Raw genomic sequence first — 20,577 nt, 5'->3', positions numbered from 1 at the left:
AAGCGCAAAGATCTTTCGATAGAGAACTCGATGCTTAACTTTATGTGTTGTGTTCAACATCTAAATAACTGATCCTAATAGTGCTACACCTTCGCTGTGCCATAGCCATTCCCGGGGAAAGGAGACACGGTATCCATGAAGTGTTTCACTCGAGCCAGCAGGTTGGCCATCCCTCTGCATTGATGATTGCGCGTGATGGTTTCATGTAACTTGTGCCACAGCCGTTCGATGTGATTGACCCAAGGGCTGTAAACAGGCTGGAATACCAGGCAGAACTTGGGGTTCTTCTTCAACCATCGCTCGGTCTGTTTGCTTTTGTGAATGATGTAGTTATCGAGGATCAGCGTGATGGTTTTGGCTCGTCGGTAGTGGTGGCGCAGCTTTTCCAGCATGGCGATAAACAGCGATGAGTTTTTCTTTATCCCGCTGACGTAAAGCACTCTTCCGTTGCCTGCATGGAGAACGCCTGCCAGGTAATGCTTGGCATTCTGCCCTGGTGTGACAACACGCTTTTGCTGCGCTTTAAACATCCAGTCGGCCCCTAATTTTGGATTGAGGTCTATATCGACTTCATCCTCATAAAACACCGGATTATCGGCATCACAACGGGCCAGCGCGGCGTCGATATTCGCCATTTTCTCCTGATAGGCCGGGTCTTTTATCCGCAAGGTCGGCACGGGCCTGCGCCAGACAATCCCCATACGAGGTAACCATCGACGAAGTGTGGAGGCGGCCACATTGAGCCCTGTTAACCGATTGATTTTGATAGCTGTCAACGCCGACCGAAAACTGATCCACTCTGGCTAATTTCGCCGATTGAAAAGTGATCCACCCGGACATGGGGTTAATTGGTTTTGGGTGTGGCCCCCGCTTTGCGTTTCTCTTTCAAACGATAGCTTTCACCGCTGATCTGAACGATGTGTGCATGATGTAACAGTCTATCGAGCATAGCTGCCGTCAGTGTCTGATCATCGGCAAAGGTGCTGGCCCACTGGCTAAAGGGCAGATTGCTCGTCAAGATCAGGCTCCCTTTCTCATAACGTTTGGCGATCACATTGAAAAACAGGTTTGCTTCCTCACGCCCAAACGGCAAGTAGCCTATCTCATCGATCACCAGTAAACGCGGCCCCATCACGACACGGCTGAAGTAGGCATTAAGCCGCTCCTGTCGTTGAGCTGCTTGAAGCTGCAACATCAGGTCTGCTGCGCTGATAAATCTGGTCTTGATGCCAGCCATCAGAGCCCGATAGGCCAGTGCGATGGCAAGATGCGTCTTGCCCACTCCGCTTGGGCCCAGCAGCACTATGTTTTCGCTCCGCTCGATAAAGGCCAGACTGGCCAACTCCTGCAACTGGCTGCGAGGTGCGCCACTGGCAAAGCCGAAGTCGTACTGCTCCAGCGTTTTGACCACGGGTAAAGTGGCCAGTTTGAGCAAGGTCTGGCGGGTGCGCTCGGTCCTCAAGGTCTGCTCTGCGTGCAGCAACCACTCCAGATAATCGGCGAAGCTCGCCTCCTCGTTGGCCGCCTTCTGAGCTAGTGCTGACCACTGGGCAGCAATCCCTTCCAAGCGCAGCGCCTGACTCAGGGCCATCAGGCGTTCATGCTGCAAGTTCATACGTTCACCTCCAGCAGGTCTTGGTATACCGATAGCGGATGCTGCAAGCTCTCCAGCGGCATGGGGCGCGCAGTGGCCGTGGTGCCGGGACTAACGGGTAGCGTCTGTGGCAGGGGTAGAAAATGAGGCAGCTCTTGTTGCAATCGGATAGCCGGGACTTCACCGGTAGTACCATGGCTACGCTGGTTGGCGATGTCTTCCAACCAGGGGCCGATATGGGCATTGGCGGTTGACACATCTAGCGCCAGTCCTGCCTGCTTGAGGGTGGCTGCCAGTGGTGTGACAAAACTGCGTTTGAGGTAGCCGTTGAAGCGCTCGACCTTGCCTTTGGTCTGGGCCCGGTAGGGACGGCAGACGCGGGGGCGAAAACCGAACTCTTCGGCCAAGGCGAGCAGGGCCGGGTGCCAACGATGGTCACCTTCACCGTAAGCATCCCGTTCGCGGATGATGGTGCTGGCATTATCAAATAGCACCTCCTGCGGGACCCCACCGAAGAAATGACAAGCCTCACGCAGTCCGGTCAACCAGGCATCATTACGTTCGTGATCGAAGAAACGGACATAGCTGGCGCGGCTAAATCCCAGGGTAGCAACAAAGGCCTTTAGAGGCCGATTGCCGCGGCGGATAATGGTGAAATCGACCTGCATCTGTTTACCGGGGGCCGTTTCAAAACGGACGATGGTGCCAGAGGCGTCATGGCGCAGAGGCGATAACCAGGTCTTGAGCTGGGAGAGCCCGCCAGTGTAACCATGCTCTCGCAGTTCCCTGAGCAGAACCGTCGCCGGGATCCAGTGTGGCTTCGCTGCCTGGATACGCGCTTGCAGATAGGGTTTAAAAGGATCGAGCTTGGTTGGTCGGGCTGCTCGGCTGGGATAGATTGGCAGGCCCGGGTTGCGCAGATACTTGCGAACCGTGTTACGGGACACCCGCAATTGCTGGGCGATAGCCCGGATGCTCATGCCCTGACGGGCCAACACTCTGATTTCCACTGATAACTCCTGGGTCAACATGGGCGTGGCTCAAAAGCCACGATCTTGGCCCAGGTGGGTCAACTTTACTCCGGCGTTAGTGGGTCATTTTTACATCGGCGGTGACAGATAGCCAATAGTTCGGTACACCAGCGGCTGCGCTGATAACCAAAATCTTGCGGAGAAAACTGCATGAGCAGCACCAGTAAGGTGACAATCTTGGCGACAGGTAAGACTGGGGCACGGCCAGCCGGTAAGGCTTCTAGCGCATCTATGCCTTCATCTCGATACCACCGAAGCCAACGGCCGATGGTCGAGCGCGCAGCGCCGGTAAGGTGATGAACCTCGGTGACCGTACGTCCTTCATGTAACAGCAAGATGGCCATCAAGCGACGAGCATGTCCTTTATCACGCGTGGCATGGATGATTTTGTGAATGCGGCGGCGTTGTGACCGTGGCAGGGGTGGTAGGATAGGCATCAACTCAGTCCTTTGGGTGTGGCTTGTTTTGTTTGGCGACTAATGAGATCGCACAAACTGGACTGAGTTCCCTTCCTCCGGTGATCTACTATTCGGAACAGCTATTTAGTTTGTTGGCATATAAACAGGTGGCGAATGGTGAGCCAGCATCTGCGCCCAATTCACCCACTACAATAAGTGGTTTCCCTATGGGTGCTATATCGCGATATGGGCGTGCTTGCCGATATCGAGTTAACCCCTCTCTTCTGCGGATTTAAAAAAGAAACAGCCCAGCAAACTTAGCTTGCTGGGCTGTTGATCTGGCTGACCATGATCTGAATACGAACCCCGGTAACAGGGTCAAATTGCCTCATCGGCGCTTATTGTGCCAGCAGGTGACCTACCAGCTCATGACGCCACCCTTGCAGCAGCATCGGCTTGTCGCTGCGAGCCCGCTCTTCGTCGTTCATCCGCCAGCTCCAGGTGAAGTACTGGTGAATGATCTTCTTGCTGGCAATCAGCTCGGGCGGAATGTTGCTGGCCTTGGCCTTCTCTTCCACCATGGCCTTGATGCGCTTGAGCTCGGCCTTGTACTGGGGGAAGTCCACCAGCCGGCGGATCGGCTCGGGCCAGCTGTCAGGATCGCTCTGCTGGGCGCGGGCGACGATATCGAGCATCCGCTTGCCGTGGATCTTGATCTCGATGGGGGCCAGCCCCAACTCGTTGAGATCCCGCATGGAGGTCGGACGACGCTCCGCCACCTTGAACAGGTGCAGCTCTTTGACCACGAAGTTGAGAGCCAGATCACGGCGTACCGCCTCTTGCTGGCGCCAGGTGGCCAACTCGCGCAGGATGGCAAGCTCGCGGCGCCCCAGCTGCCAGGCGTTGACGATTTCAAGATAAGCCTGACGGGGATCGCTACCCTGGGTCTTGCGGGCGGAGTGGTTCTGGCACTCCTGCTCGAACCAGGCAAACTTGCCGCTTTCGCGCAGCTTGGCCATCACCTTCTCGTAGAGCGGCATCAGGTAGAACACATCTGCCGCCGCATATTCCAGCTGACGTTCGGTGAGCGGACGGGCCAACCAGTCGGTACGCGCCTGATCTTTTTCCAGCTCGACCCCGAGAAATTCGTTAACCAGCGCACCAAAACCGACCGACACGCCGTAACCGAGAAATGCGGTAGCCAACTGGGTATCGTGCATCTGGTTGGGCAGGTGGCCCGCCTGATGCTGAATCAGCTCCAGATCTTCGCCAGAGGCGTGCAGGATGGCGATCTGCCCTTCCCTGCCCAGTCGCTGCCAGAGATCGGAGAGATCCAGCGTCAGCGGATCCAGCAGCGCCAGATGCTCGCCGTCATAGATCTGGAACAGGCCAAGCTGGGGATAGTAAGTGCGGGTGCGAACGAATTCAGTATCGATAGCCAGGGGAACGTCGGCCAGAGAAGCGAGATAGTGCTCAAGTTCGGCTTGCTGAGTGATAAGTTGATATTGCATCTGTGCCTGCGCGGTTGATCAGGGCCAAAAAGAAAAAACCGTGGGATGACCCACGGTTTTGCATAACGACAGTACTGGTTTGCAGAGGGTTCTGCAGCCGCAGTCCGGTTATTGCTTGGCAATCTCCTCGTCGCGCAGTACGCGGCGCAGGATCTTGCCCACATTGGTCTTGGGAAGTTCGTCGCGAAATTCTACCAGTTTCGGCACCTTATAGGCAGTCAGATGTTTGCGGCAGTGGGCAATAATCTCGTCTTCCTGCAATGTTGCATCTTTCTTGACCACAAAGATCTTCACCAGCTCGCCAGAAACCGGGTGCGGCACGCCGACGGCGGCCACTTCCAGCACTTTCGGGTGCAACGCCACCACATCTTCAATCTCGTTCGGATAGACGTTGAAACCGGAGACCAGGATCATGTCCTTCTTGCGGTCAACGATCTTGAAGAAGCCCTGCTCGTCGCACACGGCGATATCACCGGTACAGAGCCAGCCATCCTGCATCACTTCGGCGGTCGCCTCGGGGCGCTGCCAGTAGCCGGTCATCACCTGCGGGCCGCGAACCTGCATCTCGCCGGGAGTGCCGAGGGCGTGGATCACCTGACCGTTGTCATCCACCAGACGGATCTCGGTGGAGCAGACCGGCAAACCGATAGAGCCGTTATAGTCGGTCAGATCGTAGGGGCAAACGCTCACCAGTGGCGAGCACTCGGTCAGGCCGTAGCCTTCCAGCAACGGGGTATGGGTCAGCGTCTTCCACTTTTCGGCTACCGCACGTTGCACCGCCATGCCACCGCCGATGGTCAGCTTGAGCTTGTCAAAGGAGATGCCTTGAAACTCTTCGTTGTTGACCAGCGCATTGAACAGGGTGTTGACACCGGTAATGCAGGTGAAGGGGTACTTCTTGATCTCTTTGACAAAGCCCGGGATGTCGCGCGGGTTGCTGATCAGCAAGTTGTAGCCGCCGACTCGCATAAAGAGCAGGCAGTTCACGGTAAGGGCAAAGACGTGATAGAGCGGCAGCGCCGTTACCACGAACTCCTTGCCGCGCTCCAGCATGGGGCCATAGACGCCGAGGCACTGCTCGACGTTGGCAATCATGTTGCGATGGGTCAGCATGGCCCCTTTGGAGAGGCCGGTGGTGCCACCGGTGTACTGCAGGAAGGCGAGATCGTCGTTGGTGATCTCTGGCTTGATGTACTGCAGGAAACGCCCCTTGGTGAGCGCCTGACGCATGGTGGTGGCGTGGGGCAGATTGTATTTCGGCACCAGCTTCTTGACATACTTGACCACGAAGTTGACCAGGGTGCCCTTGGCCAGCCCCAGGTTGTCCCCCATCCGGGTCAGGATGACATGCTTGATCGGGGTGTCATAAACCACTTTTTCCAGGGTATGGGCAAAGTTGGAGACGATAACGATGGCCTTGGCGCCAGAGTCTTTGAGCTGATGCTCCAGCTCGCGCGGGGTATAGAGCGGGTTGACGTTGACCACTATCATGCCGGCGCGCAGGATGCCGAACACAGCGATGGGATATTGCAGCAGGTTCGGCATCATCACCGCCACCCGATCACCCTTCTCCAGCTTCAGCTCGTTTTGCAGATAGGCAGCAAAGGCGCGGGACTGCTCTTCCAGTCGGCGGTAGGTGATGGTCTGTCCCATGTTGACGAAGGCTGGCTGGTCGGCAAACTGGGTCACCGAGGATTCGAACATCTCGACCAGGGAGCTGTATTGGTCTGGATTAATCTCGGCGGGAACCCCTTTTGGATAACGCTTCAGCCAGACTTTTTCCACGGACTTCTCCTGCATAACTAGCACCTGTGCACTCACTGTGTTGCCTCCGTCCCTGTTCACATCCATTTAAATCGGTCGTTTTAAGCTGATACTCTAATGCGCCCATACTTACACAGCGCAACATTGATTAACAGCGAATTAACAATGAAAAAATGTGAGGGGGATGACAAACTTGGAATTATTGAAAGCCGGTGATTCTACCGAACTTGACAAAACTTTACGATACAAACGGCCGTATCAGCCGAATTTTCCATATGAAAATGGTGGTTTCCACCCAATATGACCCGCTCGATCTGCTGGAAGGCATCCTGACGGACTTGCCATTGGCTTTCCAGCGCAGCAAAGCCCTGTTCCCCCTGGATCAACAGCACCGGACAACAAATAGCCGCCATCAGTGCTCGGGCCTGCCCTTCGCTCATTCTTAGGGGCGAAAGATCCCGCAAACGGGGATCGCTGCGCCAGTGCCAGCGCCCTGCCCGCTTTTCAAGCTGTCGTTCACAGATCAGGCGCGCCGCCTGCGGCGTGATATCCGCCACTTTGCAGCGGGCGGCCACTGCTTCATCGATGGAGGCAAAGCCGTTGGCACTGCGCTCCCGGGTGCGACTGCGGTTTAAAATCGCTCGTCGCAGCTGGGCAGGCACCTCCTCATCGGGCTGGCTGAGCGGGCCCAACCCCTCCAGCATGATCAGCCGATCCACCTGCTCGGGAAATACTCCGGCATAGGCCGAGGCGATCAGCGCCCCGAGGGAGTGGCCGAGCAGAGTGAAACGCGACCAGCCTGCCGCCTGCACGATCTGGTAGAGATCGTCCAACCAGTCGACAAAGACATAGGGGGTAGCTTTGTGATCGGAGTGACCGTGACCCGGCAGATCGACACAGATGAGATGAAAATCACCGAGATACGGCGCCAGCGGCAAGAAGCTGGCACTGTTATCGAGCCAGCCATGCAGGGCAATCAGCAGGGGTTTGCCCGGCTGATCCTGATCTGCGGGCTGATTTTCAAGCAGGGCCACCTGCCGCCCGTCTGCCAGGGTGAGCAGACGCTCGTGCAGAGTGTTCATCATGGGGTTGATCATGGCCAGCCTTAGCGACGCAACGGCCGTCTCGGCCAGAAGGGATCATAGAAGGGGTCGTAGAAGTAGGGGGCCATATAGCGCACCTCCACCTCTTTGACTGGCGGCCACAGCTTGCTGGAGGTGGCATCAATCACCGAGAAGCGATACTTGTGCTGGCCAATCTGACCATCCACCGGCTGGCCTATGGTGCCGAGCACCGTCAGGCTGCGCCCCTTGGCATAGAGGGTCGGATCGACAAACCCCTTCATAACAGCGAAAAATCGACCCGGGCTCTGCTCGGTCTGCTCCGGTACGCCATTGGCTTTGAGCGGCAGATAGACCATTTCGATGACGCTCTTTTCCGCTAAATTGTGCACCGCCGAGATAACGCCGCTCCAGCGGGCCGGTTTGCCCTCCATCCCGCCAAGGGCAGGTTGATAGGCCACCAACTGGTTTTCTGGCTCATAGGCCAACTCCTTGGGGACCGAGCTGCAGGCCCCGAGCAGCAGGGCCAGCGCCCCTACTATCATCCCGCGTGTCATCATGTCGCTCCTGATATTACGCATCATGTCACTCTCCTGTTGCCAGCATGGCCCGTCGGGCCATCCGCTGGTGTTGCAGCTGATGAGCGGCAAGAGCGACATGCCTCTTGCCCTTATTCGCGACCCGGTAGTTTTTTCCAGGTCACCTTGTCACGTAAATAGACCGGCGTAGCCTGCTCCACCGGCACCGCCTCCCCCGCCAGCCAGGCGGCGCGGGCCAGCGGCAGCATGTCTTCTGCTGCCGGGAAACGCACCTGACTCACCGCCAGCTCATCGGCAAGAGCACTCAAGGTCTCGCCATAGGTTTCAAAACCGGTGCCGACGCAGGTCACAGGGCCCGCCTGCTTGCCACGGGCGTCAACCAGTGCCGCGGGATCGCTCACCACCTCGTCACCCACCAGTTGCATGCGACCATCGATCAGCTCATAGCGGCCAAAATAGACCTCGTTCATCCGTGCATCGATGGCGGTCAGCACCTGTTCAGCGCCATCCAGTCGATAGGCACCTTGCGCCATAGCGGCCAGGGTCGAGATGCCAATCAACGGCACACCCACCCCGAACGCCAGCCCCTGCGCCACGCTGATGCCGATCCGCACGCCGGTAAAGGAGCCCGGGCCACGGCCAAACGCGATGGCATCAAGGTCACTCAAGGTTATCCCTGCATCCTCTAACACAGCCTGAACCATCGGCAGAATTTTTCGGGTGTGATCCCGTGGCGCCTCCTCCCAGCGAGAAAACAGCGTGTCACCCACCAACAAGGCGGCGGAGCAGGCTTCGGTGGCGGTATCTACGGCCAGGATCTTCAACTCGTTCATGCTTTCCAATCTCTATAAAATCAGTCAATTACATAACCGGCAAGCGAGATATGCTCACCCGTTGTTCAAATCTGTTATCGGGCGGCAAACTTATTCACCGCGATCGAAAAAGCTCCCCAGCGTCCCCAACTCCCGGGTACGAGGGATGGCGGGCAGGCTCTTGATAAAGGTGGCGCCGTAAGGTTTGTTGACCATTCGTGGATCACAGATCACCAGCACCCCGTGATCACTGCGATCACGAATAAGCCGCCCCACCCCCTGTTTGAGGGCAATCACCGCCTTGGGCAGTTGTAACTCGGCGAAGGGATCGCCGCCCTTGAGCTTGCAATCATCGACCCGCGCCTTGAGCAGCGGATCATCGGGGCTGGCAAACGGCAGCTTGTCGATGATAACACACGACAACGCCGCCCCTCGCACGTCGATCCCCTCCCAGAAGCTGCTGGTCGCCACCAGCACGGCGCGGCCATTTTCGACAAACTCCTTGAGCAGCCGCTGCTTGTTGTCCTCTCCTTGCAGCAGCACGGTGCGGCCAATCTCCCGGCGCAGCACCTCGGCCACCTGACGCATCACCTGATGACTGGTACAGAGAAAGAAACAGCCACCCGGCGTCTTGTTGATGAGCGGGATCATCAGATTAGCCAACTGCTCGCCGCGACCAAAGGCGTTGGGCTCCGGCAGATAGCGGGGCACACAGAGCCGCGCCTGCTCGGCATAGTCGAACGGACTGTCGAGGATCAGCTCGGCGCTGCCCGCCAGCCCCAGCTCGGCTTTAAAATGATCGAAACGCATATCCACCGTCAGGGTGGCGGAGGTAAAGACCCAGGCCACCTCCGGTTTTTGCACCTCGGCACTGAATCGCTCGGCCACCGAGAGCGGCGTCAAATTGAGGGAAAAATGCAGCCGTGAGCAGTCATACCAGTAGGAGAAGCCAGTCTGGTTGACCGCCAGCACTTCTCCAAGGCGGGTGCGCAGCTCGCAGATCCGCTCGAAGGCGTGATCCAGCTGCTCACCACGGCCGAGCGCCAGCTTGAGCACCTCGTAGCAGAGCCCGATGGCATCGTTAAGACGGGCCAACGCCTGCCCCCAAAGCGATTGGCGCAGCATGTCGCGGGTATTGCCGCGACCGCCATCCACCCCGAAGGCCAGACGCAGATCCTGACTGGCGATGGAGAGCCGGTCCGCCGCCTTGCCGAGCTGGGCCATGTCGTGGGCCTCGGCCCGATAGGCCAGCTGGATATCCTGCGCCAGATCCTGAATGGTGCGACTGCCCACCGACTTGCCGAAGTAGTTGGTGGCGATCTCCGCCAGCTGGTGCGCCTCGTCAAAGACATAGACTTGCGCTTGGGGCACCAACTCACCAAATCCGGTGTCTTTCACCGCCATATCGGCGAAAAAGAGGTGATGATTGATCACCACCACCTGGGCATCCATGGCGCGGCGCCGGGCCACCACCAGATGGCAGTCGTCGTAATAGGGGCAGTCGCGACCGAGACAATTGTCGTTGGTGCTGGTGACGTGGGCGAGGATCTCGGCGTTCTCCTGCAATCCCGGAATATCCCCCACATCGCCGTTATCGGTAGCGGTGGACCAGGATTTGACCTTCACCAGATCGTTGAGGATTTCAGGCTTTTGCAGATGGGATTCGCTCAAGAGCCGGTTCATCCGCTCGATGCAGAGATAGTTGCTGCGCCCCTTGAGCAGGGCCACTGGCGGGGTGTAGGAGAGCGCACCTGTGATGGTCGGTAGATCCCGATAGAAGAGCTGCTCCTGCAAGTTCTTGGAGCCGGTGCTGATCACTACCCGCTTGCCGGACTCCAGCGCAGGGACCAGATAGGCGTAGGTCTTGCCGGTACCGGTCCCCGCCTCCACCAGCAGACGGCCACCACTTTTGATGGCGCGCGCGACCGCTTCGGCCATCTCCAGTTGGGGAGCGCGGGCTTTGAAACCGTCGATATGGCTGGCCAGAGGGCCATCTGGCTTGAACAGGGTCTGGATGGTCAAAAGGGCGTCCCGCAGCAAAAGCGGTCATTATGCCAAAAGCACGGCAAAAGCGGGACAGATAATCTGCTTAGACGAACAGATCGATCTGGTGCTCGGGATCCGGTTTGTGATCGTCCTCTTCCACCTTGGGCTGATCACGCTTGGTGGGGGTGTTATACGCCTGCTGGCGCTGCTGGGAGTCACTGTTGTCAGTGCTGGTCTTGCGCAGCTGATGCTTTTTGCTGATCTGATTCACTTCCCGCTTGATCTCTTCGCTGCCGGGCGCGGCGGGAGCCCGGGGCAAAATGGGGAACAACAGGTCCTGGCTGGGCATGATGGCGACTCCGTGCAGGGGTTATTGTCTAGTTATCGACCAGAAAACCGTTTTCTCCACTTTAATCGATCAAATCACAATTTCGGGTTGCATTTTCTGTCAAGGCAGGTAGTTTAAATCAGGCGTCAATTACGACATCTTATTTTGTAAAGGATTGATTACATGAAGTTCACCACCCTGAAGACTCATCACCACCATCATCATCCCGACTAGTCTTTCAGGAGGTTGACTGCTGGAAGACACTTAACTGGTGACTTCCAAAAGGACCGCAAGATTCATAAACCCTCGGAAGCACACACTTCCGAGGGTTTTTTCGTTTTTGACTAGAAGGAAATAGAGCAAATGGAAACACAACGTCTGCGTATCGCCATGCAAAAGTCCGGTCGTCTGAGCCAGGATTCCCAAGCCCTGTTCAAGAGCTGCGGCCTCAAGATCAACCTGCGCGAGCAGCGCCTTATCGCCCATGTCGAGAACATGCCCATCGATATCCTGCGGGTGCGCGATGACGATATCCCGGGTCTGGTGATGGAAGGGGTGGTCGACCTTGGCATCATCGGCGAGAACGTGCTGGAAGAGGCACAGCTTATTCGCGCGTCCCAAGGATTGCCTGCACAGGTCAAAACCCTCAAGCAGCTCGATTTCGGCGGCTGCCGCCTCTCGCTGGCAGTGCCGGAAGATGTGGCCTACACAGGGCCACAAAGTCTGGCAGGCAAGCGCATCGCTACCTCCTACCCCGGGCTGCTCAAGCGCTTCTTTGATGAAAAGGGTCTTGGCTTCAAGAGCGTGATGCTGGGCGGCTCGGTTGAAGTGGCACCCCGTGCGGGCCTGGCTGATGCCATCTGCGATCTGGTCTCCACCGGCGCGACCCTGGAAGCCAATGGCCTCAAAGAGGTAGAGGTGATCTACCGCTCCAAGGCGGTGCTGGTTCAGGCTCCCAACCCCTTGTCCGATGCCAAACAAAAACTCATCGACAAACTGCTGCCCCGCATTCAGGGGATGCAGCAGGCGCGCGAGAGCAAGTACATCATGCTGCACGCCCCCAAAGACAAGCTCGATGCCATCACTGATCTGCTGCCGGGAGCCGAGCGCCCCACCATCATGCAGCTGGCCGGTGACACCAATCAGGTGGCGTTGCACGTCGTCTCCAGCGAGACCCTGTTCTGGGAGACCATGGAGCAGCTCAAGGCCCTCGGCGCCAGCTCCATTCTGGTGCTGCCCATCGAAAAAATGATGGAATAAGGAAGGGACATCATGCAGACCCTGATCTGGAAGACCCTCTCTCCTGCCCAGCAGACCGACGTACTGACCCGCCCCGCCCTCAATGACGAGGCCGATATCGGCGCCGTGGTCAAAGAGATCATCGCAGCAGTGCGCAGCCGGGGCGATGAGGCCCTGCGCGAGCTGAGCCTGCGCTTCGAGCGCGCGCCCCGTGAGCAGTTGCGCGTCAGCGAAGCCGAGATTGAGGCCGCCTGCGCGCGGCTGGATGACGACATAAAAAGCGCCATCGAAGCAGCCATTGCCAACATTCGCACCTTCCACGCCGCGCAAGCGCAGCCTGTGGTGCGAGTGGAAACCCAGCCCGGCGTGGTGTGCGAGCTGCGCACACAGCCCATCAGCCGGGTTGGCCTCTATGTACCGGGGGGCAGCGCGCCGCTCCCCTCCACCGTGATGATGCTGGCCATTCCGGCTGCTATCGCCGGTTGCCGTGAAGTGGTGCTCTGCACCCCGTCCCCCGCCAGCGACGAGATCCTGTTTGCAGCCCGCGCCTGCGGCGTCGAGAAGGTGTTCGCCATCGGCGGTGCGCAGGCTATCGCCGCCATGGCTTACGGCACGCAAACGATCCCCAAGGTGGACAAGATCTTTGGCCCGGGCAACGCCTTTGTTACCGAAGCCAAGGGGCAAGTCTCTACGGATTGGCGTGGCGCCGCCATCGATATGCCCGCTGGCCCCTCCGAGGTGCTGGTGATTGCCGACGAGAGCGCCAACCCTGCCTTCGTGGCGGCAGACCTGCTCTCTCAGGCCGAGCACGGCCCCGACAGTCAGGTAGTGCTGGTGACCACCTCACCCCTGCTGGCCGATGCCATCGCAGGGGAAATCAAAAGCCAGTTGGCCAAGCTGAGCCGCCGCGATATCGCCGCGCAGGCGCTCGGCAGCAGTCTGGTGATCCTCTGTGACGATCTGACAGAAGCCTGCGCCATCTCCAACGCCTATGCGCCGGAGCACCTGATTGTGCAGACCCGAGCACCCCGCGATCTGCTGGATAAACTCGAGAACGCCGGTTCCATCTTCCTCGGGGCATGGACCCCCGAGTCGGTCGGCGATTACGCCAGCGGCACCAACCACACATTGCCCACCTATGGCTATGCCCGTACCTGCTCCAGCCTTGGCCTCGCCGATTATCAGCGCCGCTACACGGTGCAGGAGTTGAGCGCCGAAGGCATTCAGGGGCTCGGCCCCATCGTCCAGCGCATCGCCCAGGCCGAGGGGCTCGATGGCCACAAAAATGCCGTCACCCTCAGATTGAACGCCCTGGCCGCCGCGCCCCAACAAACAGCACAGCAGAAGGATTTGTCATGAGCATTGCCAATCTGGCGCGCCGCGTGGTGCGGGCCCTTACCCCTTATCAATCCGCTCGCCGCATCGGCGGCAAGGGCCACGTCTGGCTCAACGCCAACGAAGCGCCGCAGGCCTATCCCTTCACCATCGAGGGGAGCCGTCTCAATCGTTACCCCGAGTGCCAGCCGGCCGAGGTAGTGAACGGCTATGCAGCTTACGCCGGGGTCAACCCCGATCAGGTGCTGGTCAGTCGCGGCGCCGACGAGGCCATCGAGCTGCTAATCCGCACCTTCTGCGAAGCGGGTGAAGATCAGATCCTCATCTGCCCGCCCACTTACGGCATGTACGCCATCAGCGCCGAGACCTGCGGCGTCGGCATCGTCGAGCAGCCGCTGACCGCCAGCCGCCAGCCTGACTGGCCCGCTATCGCCGATCGCCTCGGCGACGTGAAGCTGGTGTTCCTCTGCTCCCCCAACAACCCCACCGGGGATCTGGTGGGTCGCGATGGCCTGATTGCCCTGCTGGAGAAGGCGCGGGATCGCGCCATCGTGGTGGTGGACGAGGCCTATATCGAATTCTGCCCCGAGGCGTCCGTGGTGGACCTGCTGGCCCGCTTCCCCAATCTGGTGGTGACCCGCACCCTCTCCAAAGCCTTTGCGCTGGCGGGGATCCGCTGCGGCTTTACCTTAGGCCATCCCGAGGTGATCGCCATGCTGGCCAAGGTGATCGCCCCCTATCCCATCCCCGAGCCCATCGCCCAGATCGCGGCGCAGGCCCTCTCCCCCATGGGACTGGAACTGATGCAGGAGCGAGTGATGGAGCTCAACAAGCAAAAAGCCGCCTTCAAGGCAGAGCTGGCCAAGCTTGCCTGCGTCAAAGCGGTGTTCGAGGACAAAGGCAACTTCGTGCTGGTGCGCTTTGTGGATGGCGCCGCCGTCTTTGCCGCCATGAAGGCCGCTGGCATCATCTTGCGCGATTTCTCCAGCAAACCCGGCCTTGATAACAGCATTCGCGTCACCATTGGCTATCAGGGCGAGATGGATGCCGTGCTGGCGGTATTGCGTGATCTGCCCTCTCCCACTTTGTAAGACAAGGATGTAGCGATGAAGACCCCGTTTTTGTTTATCGACCGCGACGGCACTTTGATAGAAGAGCCGGTGACCGACAAGCAGGTGGATAGCCTCGCCAAGCTGCGCTTCGAGCCCATGGTCATTCCGGTGCTGCGCGAGTTGCAGGCCGCCGGTTACGTGCTGGTGATGGTGACCAATCAGGATGGGCTGGGCACCGCCAGCCTGCCGCTGGAGAACTTCCAGCCACCCCACGACCTGATGATGCACCTGTTTGAATCGCAAGGGGTGAAGTGGGAGCAGGTGCTGATCTGCCCGCACTTCCCCACCGACGGCTGCAGCTGCCGCAAGCCCCACCTCGGGCTGGTGAAGGAGTATCTCGCCTCCGGTCGCATCGACTTTGCCAACTCCTTCGTGATTGGCGATCGCCAGACCGATCTGCAACTTGCCGAGAACATGGGCATTGGCGGTATCCGCTACCACCCGCAGGATCACGACTGGCTCGCTATCCGTGATCAGCTGCTCACTGTTCTCAGTCCAAATAAGGGCCGCGTAGCCTCGGTGGAGCGCAACACCAAAGAGACCCACATTCAGGTAGCAGTGGATCTCGACCCTTCTGCCACCAACAAGAGCAGCGGCAACCAGATCGCCACCGGCATCGGCTTCTTTGATCACATGCTGGATCAGATTGCCACCCACGCCGGTTTCCAGCTCAAGCTGAACGTCAGCGGCGATCTGCATATCGACGATCACCACACTGTGGAAGACGTCGGACTGGCGCTGGGTCAAGCGCTGCGTCAGGCCCTTGGCAACAAGCGCGGCATCGGCCGATTCGGCTTCGTACTGGCGATGGATGAGGTGCAGGCAGTGATCGATGCGCGTCCGCTGACCGAGCAGGAGGTAAGCACAGCGCTGGATCTCAGCGGTCGCCCCTACTTCGTGTTTGACTGCCCGAGCGGTTTTGGCCGCGACAACGTGGGCGAGATGGCCACCGAGATGGTGCCCCACTTCTTCCGCTCCCTCTCCGATGCCATGGCCATCACCTTGCAGATGAAGGTGGGCAGCGGCAACACCCACCATCAGGTGGAGGCGCTGTTCAAAGGCTTTGGCCGCGCCCTGCGTCAGGCCATTCGGGTGGAAGGGAGCGAGCTTCCCTCCAGCAAGGGAGTGCTGTGATGGAGGTGAGCAAGCAAAAGCTGGTCATCATCGATACCGGCTGCGCCAATCTGGCCTCGGTCAGAATGGCGTTCGAGCGCCTCGGCGTGCAGCCGCTGGTCTCCAGCCAAGCGGCTGATATCGAGCAAGCGGACAAGCTGATCCTGCCCGGTGTCGGCACTGCGGTGGCCGCCATGAAGAACCTCAACGAACGGGGGCTGGTGCCCCTTATTCGCGCCGCCAAGCAGCCGCTGCTGGGCTTTTGCCTCGGCATGCAGATGCTGGCGGAGTCCTCCGAAGAGAGCATGGGCACGCAGGGTTCGCCAGATACGCTTATCGACTGCCTTGGCATAGTGCCGGGCAAGATCCGGCTGATGGAGGTCGGTAATCTGCGCCTGCCCCATATGGGCTGGAACCAGATTGAGCATGACGAGACCCATCCTCTGCTCAAAGGGATCCCGAGCGGCAGCTACTTCTACTTCGTTCACTCCTATGCGCTGGAAGTGACCGACGCGACGCTGGCGACCTGCGACTACGGCAAGCCTTTTACCGCGATTGTCGCCCGTGACAACTTCTTTGGCGCCCAATTCCACCCGGAGCGCTCAGGCGCAGCCGGTGCCCGTTTGCTGCAAAATTTTCTGGAGCTATGAATGATCATTCCCGCAATTGACCTTATCAATGGTCATGAGGCTTGCTCGCCTCTATCAGGGCGATGATGAGATACAGGCAATAACCCATTCAACGACTTGGAGTTTGAACAAGATGATTATTCCTGCAATCGATCTCATCAACGGTCAGGTAGTTCGTCTCTATCAGGGGGACTACGAGCAGAAGACCGAATACAGCAGCAGCCCGCAGGCCCGCTTCGACGAATATGTCTCCCAGGGGGCGGTGCAGCTCCATCTGGTGGATCTGGACGGTGCCAAGGATGCCAAGGCGCGCCAGCTGCCCCTGCTGACCCAACTGCTGTCGGCCACCGAAGCGCCGGTGCAGGTGGGCGGAGGCGTGCGCACCGAACAGGATGTGGCCGATCTGCTGGCCGCCGGTGCCAGCCGGGTGGTGATCGGCTCCACAGCCGTCAAATCCCCGGATCTGGTAGCGAGCTGGATGGAGAAATATGGCCCCGAGCAGATAGTGCTGGCGCTGGACGTCAATATCGATGAGCAGGGCAATCGCCATATCGCGGTGGCAGGCTGGCAGGAGAACAGCGGCGTGACCATCGAAGCGCTGATCGAGCGCTTCCTCCCCGCCGGTCTCAAGCACGTGCTCTGCACCGACATCAGCCGTGACGGCACCCTGGCTGGCACCAACGTCGCGCTCTATCGGGATCTCTGCGCCCGCTACCCGAGCGTCGCCTTTCAGGCCTCAGGCGGCATTGGCGGCATCGCGGATATCGAGGCGCTCAAGGGCTCCGGCGTCAAGGGGATCATCCTTGGCCGCGCCCTGCTGGAGGGCAAGTTCTCGGTGGGTGACGCCATCGCCTGCTGGCAAATGCCCGCAGCCGATACCACAGGAGGCAACTGATGCTGGCAAGACGCATTATCCCCTGCCTCGACGTGAAAGATGGCGTGGTAGTCAAAGGGGTGCAGTTTCGCAACCACGAGGTGATGGGCGGCATTGTCGAGCTGGCGCGCCGCTACGCCGAAGAGGGGGCAGACGAGCTGGTGTTCTATGACATCACCGCCTCCAGCGATGCGCGGGTGGTGGACAAGAGCTGGGTGAGCCGGGTAGCGGAGGTGATAGATATCCCCTTCTGCGTCGCCGGTGGCATCAAGAGCGTGGAGGATGCCCGCCAGATCCTCGAATTTGGCGCCGACAAGGTCTCCATCAACTCTCCGGCGCTGGCCGACCCGACCCTCATCAGCCGACTGGCCGAGCGCTTTGGCGTGCAGTGCGTGGTGGTGGGCATTGACTCCTACTTCGACGCCGAAACGGGCCACTATCAGGTCAAACAGTTTACCGGTGACGAGAGTCGCACCCGCACCACCGCCTGGCACACCCTCGACTGGGTGCAGGAGGTGCAAAAGCGCGGCGCGGGCGAAATCGTGCTGAACGTGATGAATCAGGACGGCATGCGTCAGGGTTATGATCTCGACCAGCTCAAGCTGGTGCGCAGCGTCTGCAAGGTGCCGCTGATTGCCTCCGGCGGCGCCGGTGCCATGGCACACTTTCGCGATGCCTTTACCCTCGCCGATGTGGACGGGGCGCTGGCCGCTTCTGTGTTCCACAAGGGCCTTATCCCCATTCCCGAATTAAAACGCTGGCTGAAAACCGAAGGAGTCGCCATCCGTGAATAACTTCTCTGATAACACACAAACAACCGCCAGCGCGCGCCCCCTTGCCGAGCAGCTCGACTGGGCCAAGTGCGATGGAATGATCCCCGCCATCGTCCAGCACGCCGCCAGTGGCGAGGTGCTGATGCAGGGCTTTATGACCCGCGAAGCGCTGGAAAAGACCCAGACCACAGGTCAGGTCACCTTCTTTAGCCGTAGCAAACAGCGGCTCTGGACCAAGGGTGAAAGCTCGGGCAATGTGCTCAACCTCGTCGCCATCAGCACCGACTGCGATCAGGATTCCCTGCTGATTGCCGCCAACCCCGTCGGCCCCACCTGCCACAAGGGCACTCCCTCCTGCTTCCATGGTCACCCGCTGCCGCCGCTCGGTTTTCTGGCAGAGCTGGAACAGATCCTGGCCGCCCGCAAAGGGGCCGATCCGGCCACCAGCTACACCGCCAGCCTCTACGGCAAAGGCACCAAGCGCATCGCCCAGAAGGTAGGTGAAGAGGGCGTAGAAGTGGCGCTGGCCGCCATGGCCAAGGATCGGGAGGAGCTGATTAACGAATCCGCCGATCTGCTCTACCACCTGACCGTGCTGTTGCAAAACGAAGGGCTGGGATTACAGGATGTGGTACAGCGGCTTTATGAGCGGCACAATAAATAAACTGAGAGTAAAGCCGGGATTTCCCGGCTTTATGTAAAGAATATCCCATTCGACTGGCTACAACCGAACGTTCTTGTGGCTTCAGGCATCACTTGAAATGAGCTTGCTGGATGAGATACGCAACAAGATCATGATAGCTGCCTGATAAAACATAGGTTTCGAAATTTAGAATCGCTTTCTTGAAATCAAAGCGGCCTTCTCCCGAAAGCCGCAATGAATCAATCTTTAACTATGCTCAGCGCGCTGAGTGTAGTGGGATTTCAGGATCTGGTTCGTGGGTGATCCTGTTTCGCAAGTCGCGACGAATAATTTCAATCGACCAGAACCAAACCAGATGTCCGACGATCTCGGATACATGTTCGTACCAAGGTAACGCTGCCAGCGGTGGGGTCAAACCCATCAACGGGAATGAAATCATATGCACAAATAGTTGAGCCAGAGCCCCAGCCAACAAACCTTGCATTAATTTAATTTTTGGAAAACGCTCTGCAACTACACAATACCCGACAGCAAAAACAATCGAGAAAATAATATGTGTTACACCAACCCAGTTAAAGGCATGACCTGCGAAGGTGTAGACTGCAGCATTGGGATCTGCGATACCCAACCAGTCACGTAGAAAAACATATGGTGGATTCAGGAAGTTTCGAGAACAATCAATCTGATCTGCGGCACGAATCAATGATTCGTTGGAGCAGGCTGCGTTGAATATATCACTTGGGCTGCGTGGTGGGAGTGGATGCTCAGCACCCCATTTAACAAACGCGGATACAATACCTGCTATAACACCAATGAATGCAGCCAACCCATAGCGTCTACGGGAAACGGGTGTTTGTTCAAAAATACTCATTTAGTTTCCTATTAAATACAATTTAGATATAACATAAAAAATAGTATCACCGAATACAGATGTCGGCAAAAATTAATTTTTAAAATTTAGTGTAGATGGATTCGACTCCATGGTATATACCATAATTTACACCATTATTATGTTATATGTTTTTGTTTATCTTTTACATAATCCACTCATTAAAGCTACAAAGAGGAATACACTGCAACCTAAGGCAAAAACTTGATATTTTTGTGCGCTTTTAGCCCCATGAGGTTAAGCACATAGTTGCGCTGCTTGCCTTCGGCGGCGAGGTAGTTGGTAAGAAATTCAGCATAGCGGGCGCGATCCAGCCGATCGGCACTCAATTCCATTTAAACGGTGCCACTGTCATCTCGCATCCTCTTTGCTATATTGCTGCAGGTAATAACAGCAGTGGGTTGTCAATTGTGTACTAAAAGTATCTTTCCATATCCCTTCACCTCACGCAAAGGGGAAATCTGAATACGCTCTTGAACATCAATATCGTTTTAATGGCCCTTGCAAGCAGTCACAGTACCTCAACCTTTACCTTGATAATCCCTTCGCGAATATTGCCGATGGTGCTAAAGGCAGATTTGGAGAGATCAATAATTCGCCCGTTTTTAAAAGCGCCGCGGTCATTGACCTTGACCACCACACTCTTGCCGTTGGCGAGGTTGGTGACCCGCACCATTGAGCCAAAGGGCAATTCCATATGGGCGGCGCTATTGAGGTTGTTGCGATAGAGCTCGCCGCTGGCGGTCTTTTTGCCGTGATAGCGGTCGGCATAATAGCTGGCATAGCCGGTCTCGCTATAGCCGCGCCAGCTGCCGCCGTGGCTCTGGTCATAACGGCTGCTACAGGCCGCCAGCAACAGGCAAAGAGATAACAGCAGCCCTTTCTGAATATGTTGCACCTTTCCCTCTCCTCTCTTCTTATTTCTGCTCTGCTCTATTTTTTGTTC

Annotated in this window: 20 protein-coding genes, 2 pseudogenes and 1 other annotated feature; of the genes and pseudogenes, 8 read left to right on the top strand and 14 right to left on the bottom strand. The window is 57.9% G+C overall.

Annotation, left to right across the window (positions count from 1 at the left end):
- Positions 1-83: 83 nt before the first annotated feature.
- The 11 genes and pseudogenes from ACY8FN_RS14060 to ACY8FN_RS14010 all read right to left on the bottom strand — a co-directional run.
- Positions 84-776 (bottom strand): annotated as a pseudogene (locus ACY8FN_RS14060) (IS630-like element ISAhy2 family transposase); the annotation flags it as partial.
- Between the two features lie 68 nt (positions 777-844).
- The gene (gene istB, locus ACY8FN_RS14055) at positions 845-1,615 is read right to left on the bottom strand and encodes an IS21-like element ISAeme17 family helper ATPase IstB (protein WP_099994263.1); all 771 of its coding nucleotides are present in this window, start codon (positions 1,613-1,615) and stop codon (positions 845-847) included.
- Entirely contained in the window at positions 1,612-2,625 is a 1,014-nt protein-coding gene (gene istA, locus ACY8FN_RS14050; protein ID WP_463099388.1) for an IS21-like element ISAeme17 family transposase, read from the bottom strand. Before istA ends, istB begins: the two co-directional genes overlap by 4 nt.
- An 86-nt stretch (positions 2,626-2,711) precedes the next feature.
- Positions 2,712-3,062 (bottom strand): annotated as a pseudogene (locus ACY8FN_RS14045) (helix-turn-helix domain-containing protein); the annotation flags it as partial.
- Positions 3,063-3,421: 359 nt separating this feature from the next.
- Positions 3,422-4,534: a ribonuclease D gene (rnd, locus tag ACY8FN_RS14040; protein WP_101319966.1), complete on the bottom strand. Its 1,113-nt coding sequence runs from the start codon at positions 4,532-4,534 to the stop codon at positions 3,422-3,424.
- Between the two features lie 108 nt (positions 4,535-4,642).
- Complete coding sequence (gene fadD / locus ACY8FN_RS14035; RefSeq protein WP_139719917.1) at positions 4,643-6,319, bottom strand: long-chain-fatty-acid--CoA ligase FadD; 1,677 nt, start codon at positions 6,317-6,319, stop codon at positions 4,643-4,645.
- A gap of 197 nt (positions 6,320-6,516) precedes the next feature.
- Positions 6,517-7,380, bottom strand: coding sequence for an alpha/beta fold hydrolase (locus ACY8FN_RS14030; protein ID WP_463101179.1), 864 nt, complete (start codon positions 7,378-7,380; stop codon positions 6,517-6,519).
- A gap of 23 nt (positions 7,381-7,403) precedes the next feature.
- On the bottom strand, positions 7,404-7,919 hold the full coding sequence (locus ACY8FN_RS14025; protein WP_463101178.1) for a Slp family lipoprotein: 516 nt from the start codon (positions 7,917-7,919) through the stop codon (positions 7,404-7,406).
- 110 nt (positions 7,920-8,029) lie between these two features.
- Positions 8,030-8,731, bottom strand: a complete 702-nt coding sequence (tsaB, locus tag ACY8FN_RS14020) for a tRNA (adenosine(37)-N6)-threonylcarbamoyltransferase complex dimerization subunit type 1 TsaB (protein WP_463100354.1) — start codon at positions 8,729-8,731, stop codon at positions 8,030-8,032.
- 90 nt (positions 8,732-8,821) lie between these two features.
- Positions 8,822-10,732 carry an ATP-dependent DNA helicase gene (locus ACY8FN_RS14015; protein ID WP_463100353.1) on the bottom strand — a complete coding sequence of 637 codons (1,911 nt, stop codon included), beginning with the start codon at positions 10,730-10,732 and terminating at the stop codon, positions 8,822-8,824.
- A 67-nt stretch (positions 10,733-10,799) separates the two neighbouring features.
- Positions 10,800-11,045: a hypothetical protein gene (locus tag ACY8FN_RS14010; RefSeq protein ID WP_463100352.1), complete on the bottom strand. Its 246-nt coding sequence runs from the start codon at positions 11,043-11,045 to the stop codon at positions 10,800-10,802.
- Between the two features lie 188 nt (positions 11,046-11,233).
- Positions 11,234-11,362: a sequence feature (His leader region), on the top strand.
- A 25-nt stretch (positions 11,363-11,387) separates the two neighbouring features.
- On the opposite strand from ACY8FN_RS14010, the gene hisG reads away from it, so the two are divergent.
- From hisG to hisIE, 8 genes are all read left to right on the top strand, one after another.
- On the top strand, positions 11,388-12,284 hold the full coding sequence (gene hisG, locus ACY8FN_RS14005) for an ATP phosphoribosyltransferase (RefSeq protein ID WP_101319962.1): 897 nt from the start codon (positions 11,388-11,390) through the stop codon (positions 12,282-12,284).
- A gap of 12 nt (positions 12,285-12,296) precedes the next feature.
- Complete coding sequence (gene hisD / locus ACY8FN_RS14000) at positions 12,297-13,622, top strand: histidinol dehydrogenase (protein WP_463100351.1); 1,326 nt, start codon at positions 12,297-12,299, stop codon at positions 13,620-13,622.
- Positions 13,619-14,689: a histidinol-phosphate transaminase gene (gene hisC / locus ACY8FN_RS13995; RefSeq protein WP_463100350.1), complete on the top strand. Its 1,071-nt coding sequence runs from the start codon at positions 13,619-13,621 to the stop codon at positions 14,687-14,689. The genes hisD and hisC overlap by 4 nt, the downstream gene beginning before the upstream one ends.
- Positions 14,690-14,704: 15 nt before the next feature.
- Positions 14,705-15,844 carry a bifunctional histidinol-phosphatase/imidazoleglycerol-phosphate dehydratase HisB gene (gene hisB / locus ACY8FN_RS13990; RefSeq protein ID WP_463100349.1) on the top strand — a complete coding sequence of 380 codons (1,140 nt, stop codon included), beginning with the start codon at positions 14,705-14,707 and terminating at the stop codon, positions 15,842-15,844.
- On the top strand, positions 15,844-16,473 hold the full coding sequence (gene hisH, locus ACY8FN_RS13985) for an imidazole glycerol phosphate synthase subunit HisH (protein ID WP_463100348.1): 630 nt from the start codon (positions 15,844-15,846) through the stop codon (positions 16,471-16,473). Before hisB ends, hisH begins: the two co-directional genes overlap by 1 nt.
- A gap of 112 nt (positions 16,474-16,585) precedes the next feature.
- Positions 16,586-17,347: a 1-(5-phosphoribosyl)-5-[(5-phosphoribosylamino)methylideneamino]imidazole-4-carboxamide isomerase gene (hisA, locus tag ACY8FN_RS13980; RefSeq protein WP_463100347.1), complete on the top strand. Its 762-nt coding sequence runs from the start codon at positions 16,586-16,588 to the stop codon at positions 17,345-17,347.
- Complete coding sequence (hisF, locus tag ACY8FN_RS13975; RefSeq protein WP_019446757.1) at positions 17,347-18,120, top strand: imidazole glycerol phosphate synthase subunit HisF; 774 nt, start codon at positions 17,347-17,349, stop codon at positions 18,118-18,120. The genes hisA and hisF overlap by 1 nt, the downstream gene beginning before the upstream one ends.
- Positions 18,113-18,763: a bifunctional phosphoribosyl-AMP cyclohydrolase/phosphoribosyl-ATP diphosphatase HisIE gene (hisIE, locus tag ACY8FN_RS13970; protein WP_463100346.1), complete on the top strand. Its 651-nt coding sequence runs from the start codon at positions 18,113-18,115 to the stop codon at positions 18,761-18,763. Before hisF ends, hisIE begins: the two co-directional genes overlap by 8 nt.
- 235 nt (positions 18,764-18,998) lie before the next feature.
- On the opposite strand, the gene ACY8FN_RS13965 is transcribed toward hisIE, so the two are convergent.
- From ACY8FN_RS13965 to ACY8FN_RS13955, 3 genes are all read right to left on the bottom strand, one after another.
- Positions 18,999-19,613: a YagU family protein gene (locus ACY8FN_RS13965; protein WP_083221042.1), complete on the bottom strand. Its 615-nt coding sequence runs from the start codon at positions 19,611-19,613 to the stop codon at positions 18,999-19,001.
- Positions 19,614-19,822: 209 nt separating this feature from the next.
- Positions 19,823-19,966, bottom strand: coding sequence for a hypothetical protein (locus tag ACY8FN_RS13960; protein ID WP_463101209.1), 144 nt, complete (start codon positions 19,964-19,966; stop codon positions 19,823-19,825).
- A 176-nt stretch (positions 19,967-20,142) separates the two neighbouring features.
- Positions 20,143-20,529 (bottom strand): septal ring lytic transglycosylase RlpA family protein, encoded by a 387-nt coding sequence (locus ACY8FN_RS13955; protein WP_463100345.1) that lies wholly within the window; start codon positions 20,527-20,529, stop codon positions 20,143-20,145.
- Between the last annotated feature and the right edge of the window lie 48 nt (positions 20,530-20,577).

It is taken from the genome of Aeromonas sp. 160P (assembly GCF_055193095.1).
Note: the sequence above shows the minus strand (reverse complement) of the source record. Positions and strands in the feature narration are given on the sequence as shown.